Genomic DNA, 16,007 nt, shown 5'->3' with positions numbered 1-16,007 from the left:
GTTTCAACTTCAAGCATTTTGGAGTCAGAAATTTTGCCAACTGGATCAGCAGGAAAACGATTTGGATTTAAAGAACGAATTTCAAAACATCAAAACACTGTTTCTATAAGCAATCCACTGTCACCTGGCGAGACTCGTATATTAGTTGGATAATCACGCTTAATATTTGTTCCTTTCGTACCGACAATTACAGTCACAACCAAAGGTAATTGATTGATAGCGTCTATAGATAACACTAAAACTGGTCTTGTTCCTGCCTGTTCTCGACCCAGCACCGGATTAAGATTGACAAAATAAATTTGTCTTCTCTCGATGCTCACAGTTTTTCTAAGCCATCCATTTCTGTAACACTAAATTCATTATTGATAGAGGTAATTTCTGTTCTTATATCTAAATCGCTAGCCATTGCAGCTAGTTGTTCATATTGTAAATATCCTTTTTAGACATATCTACTACCAAAAATATTGATTTTCTATCACTGTTGTTTGGCGCGTTGAGGAGTCGTATTTGAGCAGGTATTCGCGGGCGATCGCTTCGTTTTCTCGCAGTGTTTCTACTTCTTTTTTGCCAATCTCAGTATCCGTAGATAACAAAATTACTTGATGGCTGGCGGATGGAAAGTAACGTTCAACTAAGTTGCTGCGGTGAGAGGAGTCTAGTCTACCTAGTGGCGTATCGATTGCTACTGGTAGGCGGTGTCCAGAGACTTTGGCTAAACCCCAGAGGAATGCGATCGCTAGTAGTTGTTTTTCACCAGCCGAGAGGCGATGTTTAGGGACTAGTTTACCATTGAAATCATACAACGAAAGCCCAAAAGTATTGGTATCAATGGCGATACGATGCACTAAATCTGATTTGTGCAGCAGATAAAGGAAGCAATTCTTAACTTCTTCCTCTAATTTATTCAGCTTTCTCAAGGTTAATTTTTCCCGAAAAATCTTGAGTGTTTCTTGAACTTTAGCCGCAGAGGTAATAATATGTTCGTTATTTTTATGTTTAATATTTTCTACAGTGTATTCACTTAATTCTTTTTTAGACTTGGCAATAATAGTTTCTAATTCAGCTAAACGGCGGCGAATTGTTTCGTAATTTGCTTTAGCTTCAACAACTTCATTTTGTGCCGCTTCTAATGCCTGACGCAGCTTTGTATAATCTTCTGGTGCTGCTGCTGTTTGCACTTGTCTTTCCAGCGTCAGGATTTCTTCTTCTTTATTTTTAATCAGAGCTAATTTTTCTTTTGCAGAAAGTTGAGAATTTTGCAAGTGATAAATGAGATTATCTAGCTGACTTAACGTTTCATCATCAGCTAATAGCCAAGGGGCTTCCATTTGAAGACTTTTTGCATATAGATTATCTACATCTTCGACTAGAAATGATTGAATTTTTTCAACTTGTGTTAAAGAAATTTCTACCTTACTTAGCCAACTGAGTAAACGCTGATCTCTCTCAATTAACAAATCTTTGGAAATTTGGATCTGTCGATGGCGAAATTCTTGTTCTCCCTGCGTTTGCACTTGACTAAGTAAATTGGGAATTAATGCTAAGGGTAAAACATCAGCAGCTAATTCACACATTAACTGACGCACTTCTTCAACTTCCGCAGTTTTCCCTTTCTGTTGTAGTTCTAGTTGATTGCGTTCTGCCGCAATTTTACCACCTTCAGAAATAAATTTATCAAAAGCTTCTTGCTGCTTTACTTCCAATTCTTCTAGCTGATTTTTGATATTTTCTAAATTCTGTTCAGTTTCTTGATAATCTTCTTGCTGTTGCGTCAATCTTTTTTCAATTTCTTCTAGATTCGCTAAATCTTTAGTATCAGCAAATTCTTTGCGTTTCCGGTTGACTAAAATATCTAAATCAACTGCTAAACGATCTGCTAACTCTAGCCCAAAAAGTCCACGAATAGCTTCAACAACAATCGGTGGTGGTATTTCCTGTTCTGCAAGTTCTTTAACCTGTTCACCATCAAAAAGAAATAAATTAGAAATTCCTAAAGGTAGGAGATTTTCTATATACTCATCCCAGATATTAACTAAAGCATCAGGCCAGGTATCACTGTCACCTAAAATACCTAATGTATCTTTACCGTCTTTAGGATTTTTTGTCCAACTACGGACAACACGGTATTTTATTGGCTTATCGTTTTCAATATGTTCAAAAAGTAATTCAATCCGGGTATCTAGAACTGGATCTATTTTGTTGTTAACACATTGATTGAGAAAATCGTTATAACTTAAATTACCACGGGTAGAACATTGGGCACGAGCGCCATAAAGGGCGAGACGAATGGCATCCATAAGGGTGGTTTTTCCGCCGCCATTCATCCCACCTAATAAGATAATTGGACGCGAGTTTTCCTCATCAGTTTTTGGATTAAGATTGATTACCTGTTTACCAGTGTAAGGGCCAAAGTTTTGTAGAACGAGTTCAAGAAATATCATTAGTTTTTAAGATTAACATGAGTTCGACGGCGATCGCAGAAGCAGAAAGTTTGTGATGAAAGGAATCAGATAAAATTAATTAGATGGTTTTGTCTGACGCATTGAGAAAAAATATTGTCTATGAAATATAGATAATACCATCACTAACTGTTAAGAAATGCGATCGCATCTGTCTCGGTGTTGGTAAGCGTGGCTAGATTTGCACACCTCCAGCTTGAAAAATCTGTTCGGCGGTTAAATTCAATTCTGGGAAAGTAGGAGAGACAATATGGGTATCGCCTCTAAATTGAGTAACTTGGTACTCACCATCGATTAATAGATAAATGGATATAGTAGGCAGTTTAGGATTACCAATAAACTTCCTGGCGCCATAAGCCGCATAATCTATGATCCAATATTCGGGAATACCTATAGCTTCATAATCAGCTAATTTTTTATAGTAATCATCCCGCCAATTAGTACTAACCACTTCAATAACTAAGGGAATAGATGTAGCTTGAGATACAGTTGATTCTTTTTTCCATAAAGTCTCATTCACTAAATTTGGTCGATTGATTATTAAGATATCTGGTGAATAAGCTGATTCACCTTCAAATGGCTTGACTAATACAGTTTTTGGAATGAAGTATTGAAGTTTTTGTCGCCCAATTTCGATAGATATATTTAGCGCCAAAAAACCAACAACATCCTCATTCTCTCCCACTGGTTGAGCCATTTCAACAATCACGCCATCATGTAATTCGTATCTTCCACCATCAGGCCGCCAAGCTGCAAAATCTTGAAAAGTTACTAATTTGTGTATGGCTTGAATCATAGAACCTCGCTTGTTTTAAGATAATCAAACTTTGTCAAGCCTTCTTTAAGTAGTTTGTTGACTCCCGTCTTCTATTATTCTAAAATTTCCTTTTTAAATTTCATACTTGCCCAAGTTACCTGCTCATCACTTTCACCTTCATCTACTTCATTGATTGCTGGAACATCGCCTAAAGTCATCTGCTTGACTTTTGCAACATCACCTTGACTAACTGCTTCGCTTAATTCGCGTTTCAAACGAGCATTTTTAATTGCATCTTCAGGGGAACGGGAACTCGTATTAAAACATTTTTCGAGGGTGTCGTATATTCCCACGCGACGAGTCTTTTTGCGATACTGGCGTTCTGTGTCTAACAATTTCGCCATGAGTTCCAGGTGCATCGCGTCACCCTCACAGATTTCTTCTAATACTATCCATTCATCACGGCCTAGTAGGCTATAGTCAGCACCAGGACGGGGGTCTTGAAATTCTTCGCCAGTCACTTCTTGATAAATCCGGGGTAAGCTATCATCAAATTCGTGTTTTTCTTCTAGCCAAATGCGGCGAATTTCGCTCATTTCTTCTAGAGTAATTAGGGTGATATCGCGCATATTTTCTGGCGCTGTCCGACGGGTTTTTGTTTGCGCTTCTAATAATCGTCTTAGCCAATGTTCCCGCCAATATTTAGTATAGGGGCCATGAATTGGTTCAATAGAAGTTTCACCATCTACATGACGTTCAAAAAGTTGAACTTCTCCCCAGATGCGACGGAAGTCTCTTTTATCGCGGTCATCTCTATTATCTAATTCATTGCGGATATCTAATAGAGGCTGCATCCATTCTTTTTCTTCATCATTTTGAATCATTGCCTCCATTGATTTATCCTTACTAACAATTGTGCAAACCCAACAGCCAAATCGAGAATCACCACAGCTAGCAGTAGAAGTATCAACAACTAAAGGACATTCATTATCTGCTGTAGCACCTCGATACATGGTGAACAAGTCTTTATTGCTATATTCCCAAGGATTTTGCCACTGATTTAAATAAATCCAAACTTCATCAGTACGCCAATCTTCGATAGGGCTATAAATTAAAGAATTAGGCAAGCTTGCACTATGGTAAAGCAGAGATGTCGGTGAACTTGTCTCAGAAACGAGGCGGTCTTTTAGGCTACCTGCTTGATGTTTCTCCATTGAGATAGCACGTTTGATACTTTCAGCCTTGCGCGTACCTAAAACAAGAATAACTTCCCCATTTACTCTAACCACATCACGGATAAAGTGATTAGAAGGATGAATTTTCAGACGGTCTGTACACCAACGAAATTTTCCTCGCGGCGTTGGATAACCTTTACCAATCAAGCTTACCCAGAATGTCTCTTTGATTTCTGGGTGTAATAAATGTGGCTCAATGGGCATTTTCTGTTCTTGAGCAGCAACTTTCATCCTTTCTAAGGATTTGCGTACCCAAACAGAGACTACAGGGTTTTCTACTAGTGTGTCAGTTGTAATAACATGAATAGTCTTTTTTCGCTTTTCAACTGGTAGTGCTGCGATCGCATTCCAGATAAGCTGTAAGGTAGCAGTACTATCTTTTCCGCCCGAATAGCCCACCACCCAAGGTATCTCATCTAAACAATACAATTCTTGAATTTCAGTCGTGAGAGCTTGGATATAGTCCACTAACTCTGCTACAGTACGTGTTTGCTGGTTTTTATTTTCTGCTTGTTGTGCTGTAGTCATTTCTCCTTCTCTATGGAAACACTGGCGTAATATTCGGGCAAATAGGGCGAAAGAAATTCGCGGCTACACAGACAAAACCCAGCGACCTGGGTTGAAGAAAAGTTTTTAAAAACTTTACTAGTAATATCCAAGTTTTTGGATAATTAAACGAGATAACCCTATTCTGTTTTTAAAATTTAACATGAAAGATAGTGCATCTGACCCAACGGCTGACATTGCTAGAGAGTACCTGGAACGAGAAAACAAGGAAAAACAGGTACTAGCTTTACTCCTAGAGAAGTTTTTAGGGAGAAAAGATCAGATTCTCGTTCAAAAAACCGAGATGGGTGGTACTGAGGCTTATGTTAGCTCTGTTACCTTGGAATGGTTCGCAGGTCGGGTTCACTTCGCCTCTGGCTTACCTCTGTTTCAAAAAAAGTATAATCCTGAGACTGATAATGTCGAAATTGACGCGGATAGTATTGATGAAATTCAGCAGCGTCCCCTTGATTGGTCACGTCAAGCGCCGCTAGTGCAGTATTTAGCGGCTCGACACAACCATAAGTTTCCGCCAGTGCTGGTAGTAATTAATCAACCGTGGGTGGATAATCCCAAAGCTGCTGAGTGGGATAGCGAAGGACGCGCCACAAAGTCTACTACTGATTTTATACCCTTAGATAAAGACGCTAAAGTAGGTCTGCTAAATATTTCTGAGGATGATGTAACCATTTATGCACTAGATGGTCAACACCGATTAATGGGTGTACAGGGGTTGATGGAGTTAATCAAAACTCGCAAACTCCAACGCTATAAAAAAGATAAAGGTGCTGATGACAGTTTTATTACAGTCAATGATTTGATAGAAAAATACCAAGTAGACCTTGCTTACTTGCAAAATTTACCCAAGGAAAAAATTGGTATTGAGTTCATCTGTGCGGTAGCGGCTGGGGAAACTCGCACCCAGGCGAGGCGAAGGGTAAGATCGATTTTTGTTCATGTTAATCTGATGGCTGCACCGTTGACTAAAGGTCAGCTAACACAGTTGAATGAAGATGATGGTTTTGCGATCGTTGCTAGAAAAATTGCAGTTACACATCCACTATTAGAACAACGACAAGAGCGCAATCCCCGTGTTAATTGGAATAGTGCAACAGTCGCTTCAAATTCTACAGTTTTGACGACTTTGCAAGCTCTGCAAGATATGTCTGAGCGCTATTTGGCTCAAAAGTTCCCTCACTGGAAACCCTTGGAGAAAGGTCTAATTCCCATGCGTCCAGAGGATGAAGAACTTGAGCAGGGAATTGAAGAATTTAGAAAGCTATTTGATTCTTTAGCTAGTCTTTCTAGTTATAAAATTTTAGAACACGAGGATACACCAGCTTTACGGCGCTTCAGCTTTGAGAAGGATGGAGGTGAAGGAAATATGCTTTTCCGTCCAGTTGCTCAAGTTGCATTAGCGCAAGCTTTGGGAATTTTAGTTTTTAAAAAAGGTTTTTCCTTAGCAGATATTTTTAAGAAACTGCGGAAGTTTGACCAGCAAGGCGGCTTTAGTGGTATGGAATATCCCCAATCTCTTTGGTATGGGATTTTGTATGACCCAAATAAAAAGCGAGTGCAGGTTGCTGGACGAGATTTGGCGGCGAAGTTATTAATTTACATCCTGGGTGGAATTCAGGAACAGATGGAACGTGCTGAACTTCGTAAAGCTTTGGCGGATGCTAGGACTGTGGAAAATCAAACAATAGGTTTTGATGGTAAGTTTGTTGAACCGAAAGCGGTAGGACTTCCACCGATTTTGTAATTATGCTTGAAATATATTTTGGCGATGCCATTGCAGCGCTTCCAGTTCTGGAAAATGTTGCTCTGTATTTGGTAGAAGTATTGTTTCACCATCAAAATCTTTCATAGGTTTAGCATGGGGAGATACTTCTTCCAAATCATTACTAACTATAATTTTGTATTGTTCATCTACAGCAAACCAACCCCTATCAAATGCCCAATGATGATTTTTACAAAGAGCTATTCCATTATGAATTCTACTGTCATAGAATTGTGAAAATGGCTTGATGTGTGCGCCATCTACAATGTTTTGATTTACTTTTTTAGTTACTTTTAGTCCACAAAAGGCACATCTGTAATCATAAATATGTATAATTGCTGTCCTAAAGAAAGCATTTCTAATCACTGCTCGTTTCAAGCCCCACCTGGGATTAGTCTCTAAATTTCCTGTTTCAATTATTTTTTCTATATCTACCGCGTCATCTTGAAAAGTTTGATTTATTTGTAAAATAGACTCTATATCATTTTCATTATCAGAAAAGAAAGCTGCCACAAGTGCGTCAATTAGTTCTTTTCTGCAAAATTCATCTTGCAAAAAGTTAAATAATTGACTGTCTAGATATGCATATTCAACAGCTTCTTTTAGTTTGTTAATTGTTTTTGGCTGTAACCCATTAAATTCAGGCTTAAATTTCAAGTACCAAAAGCCTTCATTTTGCAGATGAAAGAAAGGATAGTGTAAACCACCTTTGTAAGATGGAGAACCGATTACATTCCAATACCTCTCAAATGTTTGAACTAATTCGTCTGAAACTGGAATCTCATTAGTAGTAATGACACCTCGCGCAATTAAATCAATTACAGATAAAAGTAATATTGGTTTATATTGAGCATTACCACGCTTCCGGCTACTACTCACATTTAATTCTGCAAATCGTTGACAATAATATGTTATATTTTTCATATTTAATAACTTAATTAAGCAAGCATAAGCAAGCAAAAAATCAATTTAAGAATTTACTGAGGTCAAATTCTTCTTCTAGCTGTTCTTTTGTTCCTCTTTCAGAAATCAGAACTAATAGAATTCGTTCTGAATAGTCAACAGAACCACGTAACTCATTTTGTAAAATTTCTAGTCCTGCGTTAGCATACTCTTCAAATATTTGAGTACGTTTATCTTCATCTTGTTCCTCTCTAGATGAGAGTATGTTGATATCTTGAGTTTCATTAACTCCTAATAATTTAATGATTAGATCATATCCCAATGAAGCAAAATTTTCTTGGGGAATTGGAGATGGTTCTCTTTTTGTAGTTTCCCCCAAAGGAACGCGCTTTTTATTTTTAACGCCCAATGCTGCTGCAAACACCATTACTTCCACATAAGTTTGAAAAGGCCCAGTTGTGTCTTTTGATGCGACTAGAGATTTCACCAACTCAGCCTTATCTTTAGCAACCCTGATTCTGTTTGCAGCCATTGTTTTAATATTTACATTGTTGCTATTTTAACCGAAAGTCAAAAGCGATCGCACATCTTAACGCATTATTTTATACTAGTATGTGGGCGATCGCTAAACAAACAAATTATCCACTAACATAGTCCATCCTGGTATTGCGGGTTCAGCTTCAGCCACCTGCCCACGGCGATAAACTCGTGGTTCTTCAGGATTACTAGCACGATATACTCTAATAACTTCCTCTTTAAGTACATCTACGTCCCAAACTACCAGCGTACCAGCCGCAAAATAATCACGGCGTTTACTAGCAATATCTTTCTCAGCCTTATCACCATAATCATTTTCACTTCTTACCTCAGCAGCAAATATAGGCGCACCATTAAGAAACTTCCCACCTGTAGGTTTGCCAGTATAAAACGCAGCATCAGGACTTAAAGAACCGCGATTAGGGAGATTGACAATAAAACCGACATTATCAGGCAAAGCGTAACCACTTTTTGTTAGACGTTCATAATCCCGTAGACTTGCATAAATTTCACCACCTGCACGTCCTGGTAAAAATCCAGTTGGAGACATCAGCACTAATTTTCCATTGACAATTTCTGCTTTACAATTGTCGGGTAAGTGGTACAAATATTCAATAGTTGCTTCAGTTTTAATACTCATAAAACCCCTAATAATGAATCTAGAATACTCCTAATTTAAATAGGAAATTGAACATTCTCATAGACCAAAGATATTGGAAAGTGGAAATCAATGCTGCTTAAATGAACTTCATCCTCTACTTCATAAGGATGTAACTCCCAGAGTCCTCTATCATTTAATCGGAAGCAATCTAAACTAATTTTTTCAGCATCTATGAGGACGTATTCTTGCAAAGTTTGAATGCGACGATACCGCGTAAATTTTTTACCACGGTCGTAAGCTTCCGTACTTGGGGACAAAACTTCAACAATTAAACAAGGATATTGGAGAAACTGAATAGCTTGTTTATCTCGTTCATCGCAACTCACCACAACATCGGGATAATGAAAAGGCCCCTTTTCAGATACACCTACTTTCCCATCCGCCATATTCACACGACACCCACTTCCTCGCAGGTGACTTTTTAACGCTGAAGCTAAGTTTAAAGCAATATCATTATGGGGAAGAGTACCCCCAGTCATGGCGAAAACTTCACCATCAATATATTCATATTTAATTTCTTGGCGTTCTTCCCATTCCAGATATTCTTGGGGAGACATATAACTTCTGTCTGGACTCGCAACCATAACTTTATTCCTCTCTTTTTCTCAAATGTAACCAATAAAAAACCTTTGCGCCTCTGCGTCTCTGGGTGAGTAATTACCCATTCCGTTCAACTGCGATAATTTCCGTATATTCAAACTCGTTCGGACTTTGTTTCACCAAAGGATATCTTTCTTCACCCAACTCAATATAATCTTGTTCGCAATTAGGCTTAGAAGAATAATACGTAAGCACATATTCTCTACCAATTCTCTCTGTCATTTCTGCTTCTACTTCACCCCGCCACTGAGTCTTAGTAACTAAAACTATCAACTGATTCGCTAATTGGGGAATTGTCTTCGCAATGTGTCGCCGCGAATTTTCATCCAAACTACCGAAGGGTGAATCCATCACAATTGGAAAAGTACTACTATCAGGAATCATCATCATTTTCCGCTTCTCACTCCATTCGCGCACTTTGTCAATGATGCTGGCGATAAAGGATAAGCTGAGAATTTGATTCTCCCCCGTGGATGCTGCAACTGGTGCTTCTATACCTGTGGTATTTTCTACTAATGTTAGCTCATATTTTTCACTAATTTTAGGAATGTATGGAGTTACAGAAATATCCATGAATATTTCTTGTACTCGCTTTTCTAGTTGCAGGCGAAATTGTTGTTCTTGACGATTTCTAACTTCCGTTAACCGTTCAATTGCATCTTGAGTAGCGTTAATTCGTCGCTGTGCTAAAGTTTGCTTGTCTTCATTCAGCTTTTGCTTGGCGATTTGTTTGTTTAAACCTTCAATCTCAGTTGTGAGTTGAGTAATTTGTTGCTGATTTGCACCCTGTTCTCGATTCAATTCATCAATTTTACTTTCAATTTCATCTAGCCGTTTTTGTAAACTGCTAATTTCTTCATTAGCATCTTTTCGCAACCGTTCTTGAATATTGTCTAAATCGCCTTCAATTTGAGATATACTTTGCCTTAACTTATTGATTCTGGCTTGTTCTCTATCAACCTCTTCCCAAAAACCTATTGCTTGCTTATCAATTTCATCTACTTGTGCTATCATCCGAATTGCAGTTTCTTCCACCGCCGAGGAACCGGCTTTATTTAACCAAGTACTCACATGAGTATGAGAATGATTACCCGCCTGTAATTCTGCACCACAAATACAGCGCTGAGAATTGAGTAAATCACTGACAAATTCTCGTGAAATTCCTGATGTTAACTCGCCTCGCGCCTTCAAATCATTGATAATTCCTCGAAACTGGGATGTAGTTTCTGAGAGTAAAACGGTATAACCCCGTGCGGAAATAACTTTCTTCAGCGCTTGCTTCGTCTTTTTATATTCTTCTTGATTCGCCGTCTTCTGTAATTCTAAATCTTGCCATCTTTCTTGCAATTCTTTAGCGGCGCTCAGTTCTCGTAAACGATTACTTGTCTCTTTTTTAAAAGTTTGTTGATATTCTAATTCCTCTTTAATTTCAGTTTGTCGTTTGGTAACGCGTTCACGCTCTCGCTCTATCTTTTCTTGCTGTCGTAATAGTTGTTTAGTTTCGGAATTACCAATAGCTTTTAACTCATTTTCTAGAGTTTTTTTAGCATCTCCCAAATGTCTGATGGAACGGTTGATTACTTCTACACCCAAGAAAATTTTTGTCGCTTCAGCAATTTCAGCTTTTTTATCAGAACGGACTATTTCTTCAATTCGTTCGCCATCAAAGAAAAAATATTGATGTAAAGTAGCGGGTAAAATTTGATTAATTATATCCTCTGGTTGCTGAGTTGGTATATTCCATTTGCCATCATCCGCACCAACCCACATCGTTAATTGAGTTTTGCCAGCGTCAAAATCACCTTCGTTTTTATAACCCCGACAGGCGCGTTTAACTCGATAGCGTTTACCTTCATGTTCCCAGCCAATCTCTACCCAACATTCTACAGCTTGACCTTTTTGAGTTTCTGCGATCGCCCGCTTATTTACTAACTGTTCTATCGATGCAAAAGCTGCACTAAATTTATCATATAATACCCACGTAAAGGCATTCAGCAAGCTAGTTTTCCCAGAACCATTATTACCATGAATAATTGTCGTGTTTTGAGCATTTCCCCCAGCCAGGATTATCTCTGGTGTCGTACCATAAAAGGAGCGAAAGTTGCATAGCTTGATTGAAGTCAGCTTCATCGCACCTCTTCCTTAATAATGTCCAAAATATTATCATTTATATGAGTGTTAATCTTTTTATCTAGTCTGCCTTTTTCTAGCTTCCATACCCGCTCAATAATTTGCCGTACTTCCGGTGGAGCGCTGGTAATTGGCTCTTGAACATCATCGATATTCGTCTCTTGTGACATATCGGATTTTGAAATAAACTTTTTCTATATTTTAACTTTCTCTAGTGCTGGAATAGCCTCCATAAAGCCACTGTTTGCGTTATCTTTAAAATCCTAATTTTATTTGAAAAATGCTTTATTATTTAATTTTTTTCTGTTATTATTTATTTTAAGTAATCTAGATAATAATGGGATGTAAGTAACTTTAAAATTTTTACTTACATCCCATTATGATCTAATCCATACTTTTATTATTTCATACTTAATGATTCTTTTTTCAAAACTAAAAAAATTTTACAATTGCTCATCAAATATCTAATAAACCATATCGCTTTTGTAAATCAAGTAACTTCATTCTTGCAACCCCAGCGTTATCAGCTAAATCAGCAAACTCCACAAAGCGGCGCAATTCCTTTTTCAAAAGATTACGCTCAACTTCTATAGTTTCTCTATCTAAATCTGGTGGCAAAACAATCATGTCAAATATAGTGGCGCGTTCCTTAGCTGGATGAGGACGTAAAACTCGCCCCCGTCGCTGAATAAACTGGCGAGGATTACCAGAACTTGATAAAATCACCGCAGTTTTAATTGCTGGAATATCGACACCTTCATCTAAACAACGAATTGCGACTAAACCCTGCAACTCTCCGCTTTCAAATTGATGCCGTAATATTTCCCTTTCTTGTAAAGTTGTTTGAGCCGTATAGGTACTTACCTTGTACCCTAAATCTACACCCAGAATTTTAGCAACAGCTTTGAGTTGGCGTAGAGAAGAACGTTGTCCCGAATCTTGAGAACCATCACTACAATAAAAAAGTGTGTGAGTAGTTTCGCGGCGAGTTGCCATTAAATCCCGTAAAGCATTTAATTTATTTTCCGCCGCACCAATTAATCTTGCTCTTTGCATCAATAACGGCTTTAAATCTTCATTGTCTTCAAAATTTCCTGCTTGTCCATTTTCTCGTTCTCTATATAGTAGCGATCGCCCAATTCTTTTAGTTAACTTTAAATAGGCAATACTCTCTGCTTCAGTTAACTCCACCAGCACCGGATAATACAGATAATGTACCAAAGCACCTTGAGCGATCGCATCCCTCAAAGTAAACTCCGGTTGCAGAACTGGGCCAAAATAATCAAATAAAGATTGCGTACCAAAATCATCAAAATACCTCTCCGGTGTGGCAGATAAAGCTAGTCTCAACCCAACACTACGCGGTAAACTTTCTTCTAACTTAGGTGCGCCTAAATTATGCGCCTCATCCCCAATAATTAAAGTTTTGGCGGGAAAATATTTGAGTTGAGACTGAAACCCATCTCCAATTAAAGTAGAGTTCGTAGTAATCACCGTGACAAACCTTTGAGAACCAGAACGCAGATTATAAATCTGGGTAGAAAGTTGACTTTGCCAAGTGCGTAAATTCTCAAAGGCTAAGATGGGTTGCAAATTAAATTTTTCGCATTCTCGCGCCCATTGGGTGACGAGATGGCGATAGGGACACACTACCAACAGAACTTGTAAATTAATCTGTTGGTAGAGTTCACAGGCGATCGCAAGTGCAGTAATAGTTTTACCACTACCAGTAGCCATTTTCAGCGTCCCTCTGCCATTGTTGGTAAACCAGCTAGCGATCGCTTGTTGCTGATATTGCCGCAATTGCAGAGACACAGGCATCCTTGGGCATCCTGGTAATGGTTGCGGAGTGTAATAACTGCCCCTACTTTCCCTTGCAACTGGTAATTTCAAGCGGAAAGTGGGCAGTTGCTGCACTGAATTTTGCGTCAGGTACATATTCATTTAGTCATTAGTCATTAGTCATTGGTCATTGGTACTTATCTTTCCCAATCCCCATTCCCCACTCCCCACTCCCCATTACTCAGTTGTAACCACGCCAAACACCAATGAGTGAACCCTGCACCTGTACTTGCATAGCGTTGACTTCAATGGGATTGTACTTGGGATTTGCTGGTTTAAGGGTGACGCGATCGCCTTGGCGATAAAAACGTTTTAATGTTGTACCAAATCCATCAACTCTAGCGGCGACGATAGTACCATTTTTTAAATGATTAGGTTCTGCTACTGGACGCAGAAATACCACATCACCATCAGTAATTAAATCTTCAATCATGCTATCGCCAGCTACGCGCAAAGCGTAAGTTTGGGGAGGTAAGTCGAAATTAGAAAAGTCTAAATGATCTACAGCATCAGTAAACGGTTCTATTAAACCACCAGCAGCGATCGTGCCCAAAATTGGTACACCTTGCTTCACAGGACGCAAAATCCGAATCGTTCGTGCTTGTCCTTCAGTCCATTCTATATATCCCTTAGTGCGTAAATGTTCTAAACGACTTTGAATTGGTGCTGGTGACTTCAGGTTCATCGCTTGCATCATTTGCCGAATTGAAGGAGAATGCTGGTGCGATCGGATGTATTCTGTCAACCATTCGTAAAGTTCTTGTTGAGCTTCTGTTAGACGTTCCATAAAAAAGCGGGAAGTAATTATAAATGTCTCTAGAACATTAGTACTACAAAAAACTCCCCATAACAAGAGAAAAGTAAAAATATGAAAGGTAAAAGTAAGAATATTCTTTTTTCTTTTACCCTTTTATTTTGGATTTTTTACCAGTAAGTAGTCAGGAGTCAATCGCACACTCGCTATTTTGACTCCTGTACAGACGCGATTAATAGCGTCTCTACCTCTTGTACAGACGCGATTCATCGCGTCTCTCTTCTTTCATTCCGCCCCTAAAATACTCGCAAGCAAAGCTTTTTGAGCGTGCAGCCGATTTTCCGCCTGTTCCCAAACTCGTGATTGAGAACCTTCAATAACAGCTTCGGTAATTTCTTCACCACGATGGGCTGGTAAGCAGTGTAAAACAATTGCCTCTGGATCGCCAAGGCTTAATAGCTGCTCCGAAATTTGGTAAGGTTGGAAAATTGGCATCCGGTTGTCTGCTTCTGCTTCTTGTCCCATACTCGCCCAAACATCAGTGTAAAGTACATTAGAACCCTTGGCTGCTAATTCTGAATCATGAGTGACAAGGACTTCCGTTTTGTTATTAGCGATCGCTCTTGCTTGTTCTACAATTTTAGAATCTGGCTCATATCCGCTAGGGGTAGCAATTCTAACATTCATCCCCACCAAAGCACAGCCCAACATCAGAGAATTAGCCATATTATTCCCATCACCCACGTAGGTCAAAGTTAAGCCAGCCAGGGTGTTAAAGGTTTCTTGAATCGTCAATAAATCAGCTAATACCTGACAAGGATGTTCTGCATCGGTAAGCGCATTAATTACCGGAATCTTGGCATAGTGAGCAAAAGTTTCTAAATCTTGCTGTGCAAAAGTGCGAATTGCCAAAATATCCAGATATCGATCTAACACCCGCGCCGTATCCTGTAAAGGTTCCCCGCGACTAACTTGAGTGACATTAGGATTGAGATCGATTACCTGTCCACCCAGTTGGTACATCGCCACCGTAAAACTTACCCGCGTGCGAGTAGAAGCTTTGGAGAACAACAACCCCAAAACTTTATTACATTGCAACTTCAGTTGTTGTGATTTAAGTTGAGTTGCCAATTGCAGGAGTTCTTGAAGTTCAGTAGGACTGATGTCCGCTAGACTTAATAAATCTCGTCCGAGCAATGCTGCCATGCTTATAATCTGTAAAAAATAATTATATATTTCTGTTCCTTTATTCAGCCGTGTCAATAAAATACAGTTTTAGAACTGTACCAGATATTTTTGCGCCCAACCCAGGATTTGAGTTAGCTTTTGCCGTGCATATTAATTTACCAACTTTATTAGCGATCGGAATCACTAAAATTGCAACGCCAACTCAACCATCTAGGCGTACAAAAGCCGTGATATTGCCAAAATCTCTGGTCTTTTAGCCTAATTTAGGAACAGGGAGATATTTTTTAGCAATTAGAGCTAGACAAATAAATTGATTATGGTACAATAAGAAATTGTGGTTGCCATTTAAGAGCGATACCTACGTTAGGCTACGACTACGCCAGACTTGCCAGCATAGCACAGTGGTAGTGCATCCGACTTGTAATCGGAAGGTCGCGAGTTCAAATCCCGCTGCTGGCTTTAAGTATAGATAAGAATTGGATATGCGAATTTCAGCAATTGCCTTGAGCAATGATGCAGTTGTAGTGACGCGAAACTATCGGGATTTTTCTCAAGTACCTTCTTTAAAGATTGAGGATTGGTCACAACAAGATAAATGAAGTCTCTGTGCGTGCT

Annotated in this window: 15 protein-coding genes and 1 tRNA gene; 3 read left to right on the top strand and 13 right to left on the bottom strand. The window is 38.9% G+C overall.

Annotated features, from left to right (window positions below; all coding sequences use genetic code 11):
• Positions 1-89: 89 nt before the first annotated feature.
• From D1367_RS25455 to dndC, 4 genes are all read right to left on the bottom strand, one after another.
• Positions 90-320: a type II toxin-antitoxin system PemK/MazF family toxin gene (locus D1367_RS25455; protein ID WP_225892415.1), complete on the bottom strand. Its 231-nt coding sequence runs from the start codon at positions 318-320 to the stop codon at positions 90-92.
• Between the two features lie 132 nt (positions 321-452).
• Entirely contained in the window at positions 453-2,441 is a 1,989-nt protein-coding gene (dndD, locus tag D1367_RS25450) for a DNA sulfur modification protein DndD (protein WP_118169245.1), read from the bottom strand.
• 193 nt (positions 2,442-2,634) lie between these two features.
• Positions 2,635-3,255: a Uma2 family endonuclease gene (locus tag D1367_RS25445; protein ID WP_118169243.1), complete on the bottom strand. Its 621-nt coding sequence runs from the start codon at positions 3,253-3,255 to the stop codon at positions 2,635-2,637.
• A gap of 74 nt (positions 3,256-3,329) precedes the next feature.
• Positions 3,330-4,979 carry a DNA phosphorothioation system sulfurtransferase DndC gene (gene dndC, locus D1367_RS25440; RefSeq protein ID WP_118169241.1) on the bottom strand — a complete coding sequence of 550 codons (1,650 nt, stop codon included), beginning with the start codon at positions 4,977-4,979 and terminating at the stop codon, positions 3,330-3,332.
• A 181-nt stretch (positions 4,980-5,160) separates the two neighbouring features.
• Between dndC and D1367_RS25435 the strand changes: the two genes are divergently transcribed.
• Complete coding sequence (locus D1367_RS25435) at positions 5,161-6,759, top strand: DGQHR domain-containing protein (RefSeq protein ID WP_118169239.1); 1,599 nt, start codon at positions 5,161-5,163, stop codon at positions 6,757-6,759.
• Here D1367_RS25435 and D1367_RS25430 read toward each other — a convergent pair whose 3' ends face one another.
• The 9 genes from D1367_RS25430 to argF form a co-directional block, all read right to left on the bottom strand.
• Positions 6,760-7,701 carry an HNH endonuclease gene (locus D1367_RS25430; protein WP_118171654.1) on the bottom strand — a complete coding sequence of 314 codons (942 nt, stop codon included), beginning with the start codon at positions 7,699-7,701 and terminating at the stop codon, positions 6,760-6,762.
• 40 nt (positions 7,702-7,741) lie between these two features.
• Complete coding sequence (locus D1367_RS25425; RefSeq protein ID WP_118169238.1) at positions 7,742-8,212, bottom strand: DNA phosphorothioation-associated protein 4; 471 nt, start codon at positions 8,210-8,212, stop codon at positions 7,742-7,744.
• 93 nt (positions 8,213-8,305) lie between these two features.
• Entirely contained in the window at positions 8,306-8,857 is a 552-nt protein-coding gene (locus tag D1367_RS25420) for a Uma2 family endonuclease (protein WP_118169236.1), read from the bottom strand.
• Positions 8,858-8,892: 35 nt separating this feature from the next.
• Positions 8,893-9,462 carry a Uma2 family endonuclease gene (locus D1367_RS25415; protein WP_118169234.1) on the bottom strand — a complete coding sequence of 190 codons (570 nt, stop codon included), beginning with the start codon at positions 9,460-9,462 and terminating at the stop codon, positions 8,893-8,895.
• 73 nt (positions 9,463-9,535) lie between these two features.
• Complete coding sequence (locus tag D1367_RS25410; protein WP_118169232.1) at positions 9,536-11,608, bottom strand: AAA family ATPase; 2,073 nt, start codon at positions 11,606-11,608, stop codon at positions 9,536-9,538.
• Positions 11,605-11,778, bottom strand: coding sequence for a hypothetical protein (locus D1367_RS31300; protein WP_181984959.1), 174 nt, complete (start codon positions 11,776-11,778; stop codon positions 11,605-11,607). The genes D1367_RS25410 and D1367_RS31300 overlap by 4 nt, the downstream gene beginning before the upstream one ends.
• A gap of 286 nt (positions 11,779-12,064) precedes the next feature.
• Positions 12,065-13,546, bottom strand: coding sequence for a DNA phosphorothioation system restriction enzyme (locus D1367_RS25405; RefSeq protein ID WP_118169230.1), 1,482 nt, complete (start codon positions 13,544-13,546; stop codon positions 12,065-12,067).
• Between the two features lie 85 nt (positions 13,547-13,631).
• Entirely contained in the window at positions 13,632-14,237 is a 606-nt protein-coding gene (gene lexA / locus D1367_RS25400) for a transcriptional repressor LexA (RefSeq protein WP_118169228.1), read from the bottom strand.
• Between the two features lie 252 nt (positions 14,238-14,489).
• On the bottom strand, positions 14,490-15,410 hold the full coding sequence (argF, locus tag D1367_RS25395) for an ornithine carbamoyltransferase (RefSeq protein ID WP_118169226.1): 921 nt from the start codon (positions 15,408-15,410) through the stop codon (positions 14,490-14,492).
• A gap of 50 nt (positions 15,411-15,460) precedes the next feature.
• Here argF and D1367_RS31295 point away from each other — a divergent pair, with 50 nt between their 5' ends.
• Complete coding sequence (locus tag D1367_RS31295) at positions 15,461-15,649, top strand: hypothetical protein (RefSeq protein ID WP_118169224.1); 189 nt, start codon at positions 15,461-15,463, stop codon at positions 15,647-15,649.
• A gap of 130 nt (positions 15,650-15,779) precedes the next feature.
• Positions 15,780-15,851: transfer RNA gene (locus D1367_RS25385), tRNA-Thr, on the top strand.
• Positions 15,852-16,007: the final 156 nt, after the last annotated feature.

Origin of the sequence: Nostoc sphaeroides (assembly GCF_003443655.1) — a bacterium.
GTDB classification, from domain to species: Bacteria; Cyanobacteriota; Cyanobacteriia; order Cyanobacteriales; family Nostocaceae; genus Nostoc; species Nostoc sphaeroides.
This window is presented reverse-complemented; position numbering and strand designations above follow the sequence as displayed.

What these genes read in the sequence shown, in the direction of transcription:
- dndD (WP_118169245.1), bottom strand. Translation starts at nt 2,441, where the DNA reads ATGATATTTCTTGAACTCGTTCTACAAAACTTTGGCCCTTACACTGGT.
- D1367_RS25445 (WP_118169243.1), bottom strand. Translation starts at nt 3,255, where the DNA reads ATGATTCAAGCCATACACAAATTAGTAACTTTTCAAGATTTTGCAGCT.
- dndC (WP_118169241.1), bottom strand. Translation starts at nt 4,979, where the DNA reads ATGACTACAGCACAACAAGCAGAAAATAAAAACCAGCAAACACGTACT.
- D1367_RS25435 (WP_118169239.1), top strand. Translation starts at nt 5,161, where the DNA reads ATGAAAGATAGTGCATCTGACCCAACGGCTGACATTGCTAGAGAGTAC.
- D1367_RS25430 (WP_118171654.1), bottom strand. Translation starts at nt 7,701, where the DNA reads ATGAAAAATATAACATATTATTGTCAACGATTTGCAGAATTAAATGTG.
- D1367_RS25425 (WP_118169238.1), bottom strand. Translation starts at nt 8,212, where the DNA reads ATGGCTGCAAACAGAATCAGGGTTGCTAAAGATAAGGCTGAGTTGGTG.
- D1367_RS25420 (WP_118169236.1), bottom strand. Translation starts at nt 8,857, where the DNA reads ATGAGTATTAAAACTGAAGCAACTATTGAATATTTGTACCACTTACCC.
- D1367_RS25415 (WP_118169234.1), bottom strand. Translation starts at nt 9,462, where the DNA reads ATGGTTGCGAGTCCAGACAGAAGTTATATGTCTCCCCAAGAATATCTG.
- D1367_RS25410 (WP_118169232.1), bottom strand. Translation starts at nt 11,608, where the DNA reads ATGAAGCTGACTTCAATCAAGCTATGCAACTTTCGCTCCTTTTATGGT.
- D1367_RS31300 (WP_181984959.1), bottom strand. Translation starts at nt 11,778, where the DNA reads ATGTCACAAGAGACGAATATCGATGATGTTCAAGAGCCAATTACCAGC.
- D1367_RS25405 (WP_118169230.1), bottom strand. Translation starts at nt 13,546, where the DNA reads ATGTACCTGACGCAAAATTCAGTGCAGCAACTGCCCACTTTCCGCTTG.
- lexA (WP_118169228.1), bottom strand. Translation starts at nt 14,237, where the DNA reads ATGGAACGTCTAACAGAAGCTCAACAAGAACTTTACGAATGGTTGACA.
- argF (WP_118169226.1), bottom strand. Translation starts at nt 15,410, where the DNA reads ATGGCAGCATTGCTCGGACGAGATTTATTAAGTCTAGCGGACATCAGT.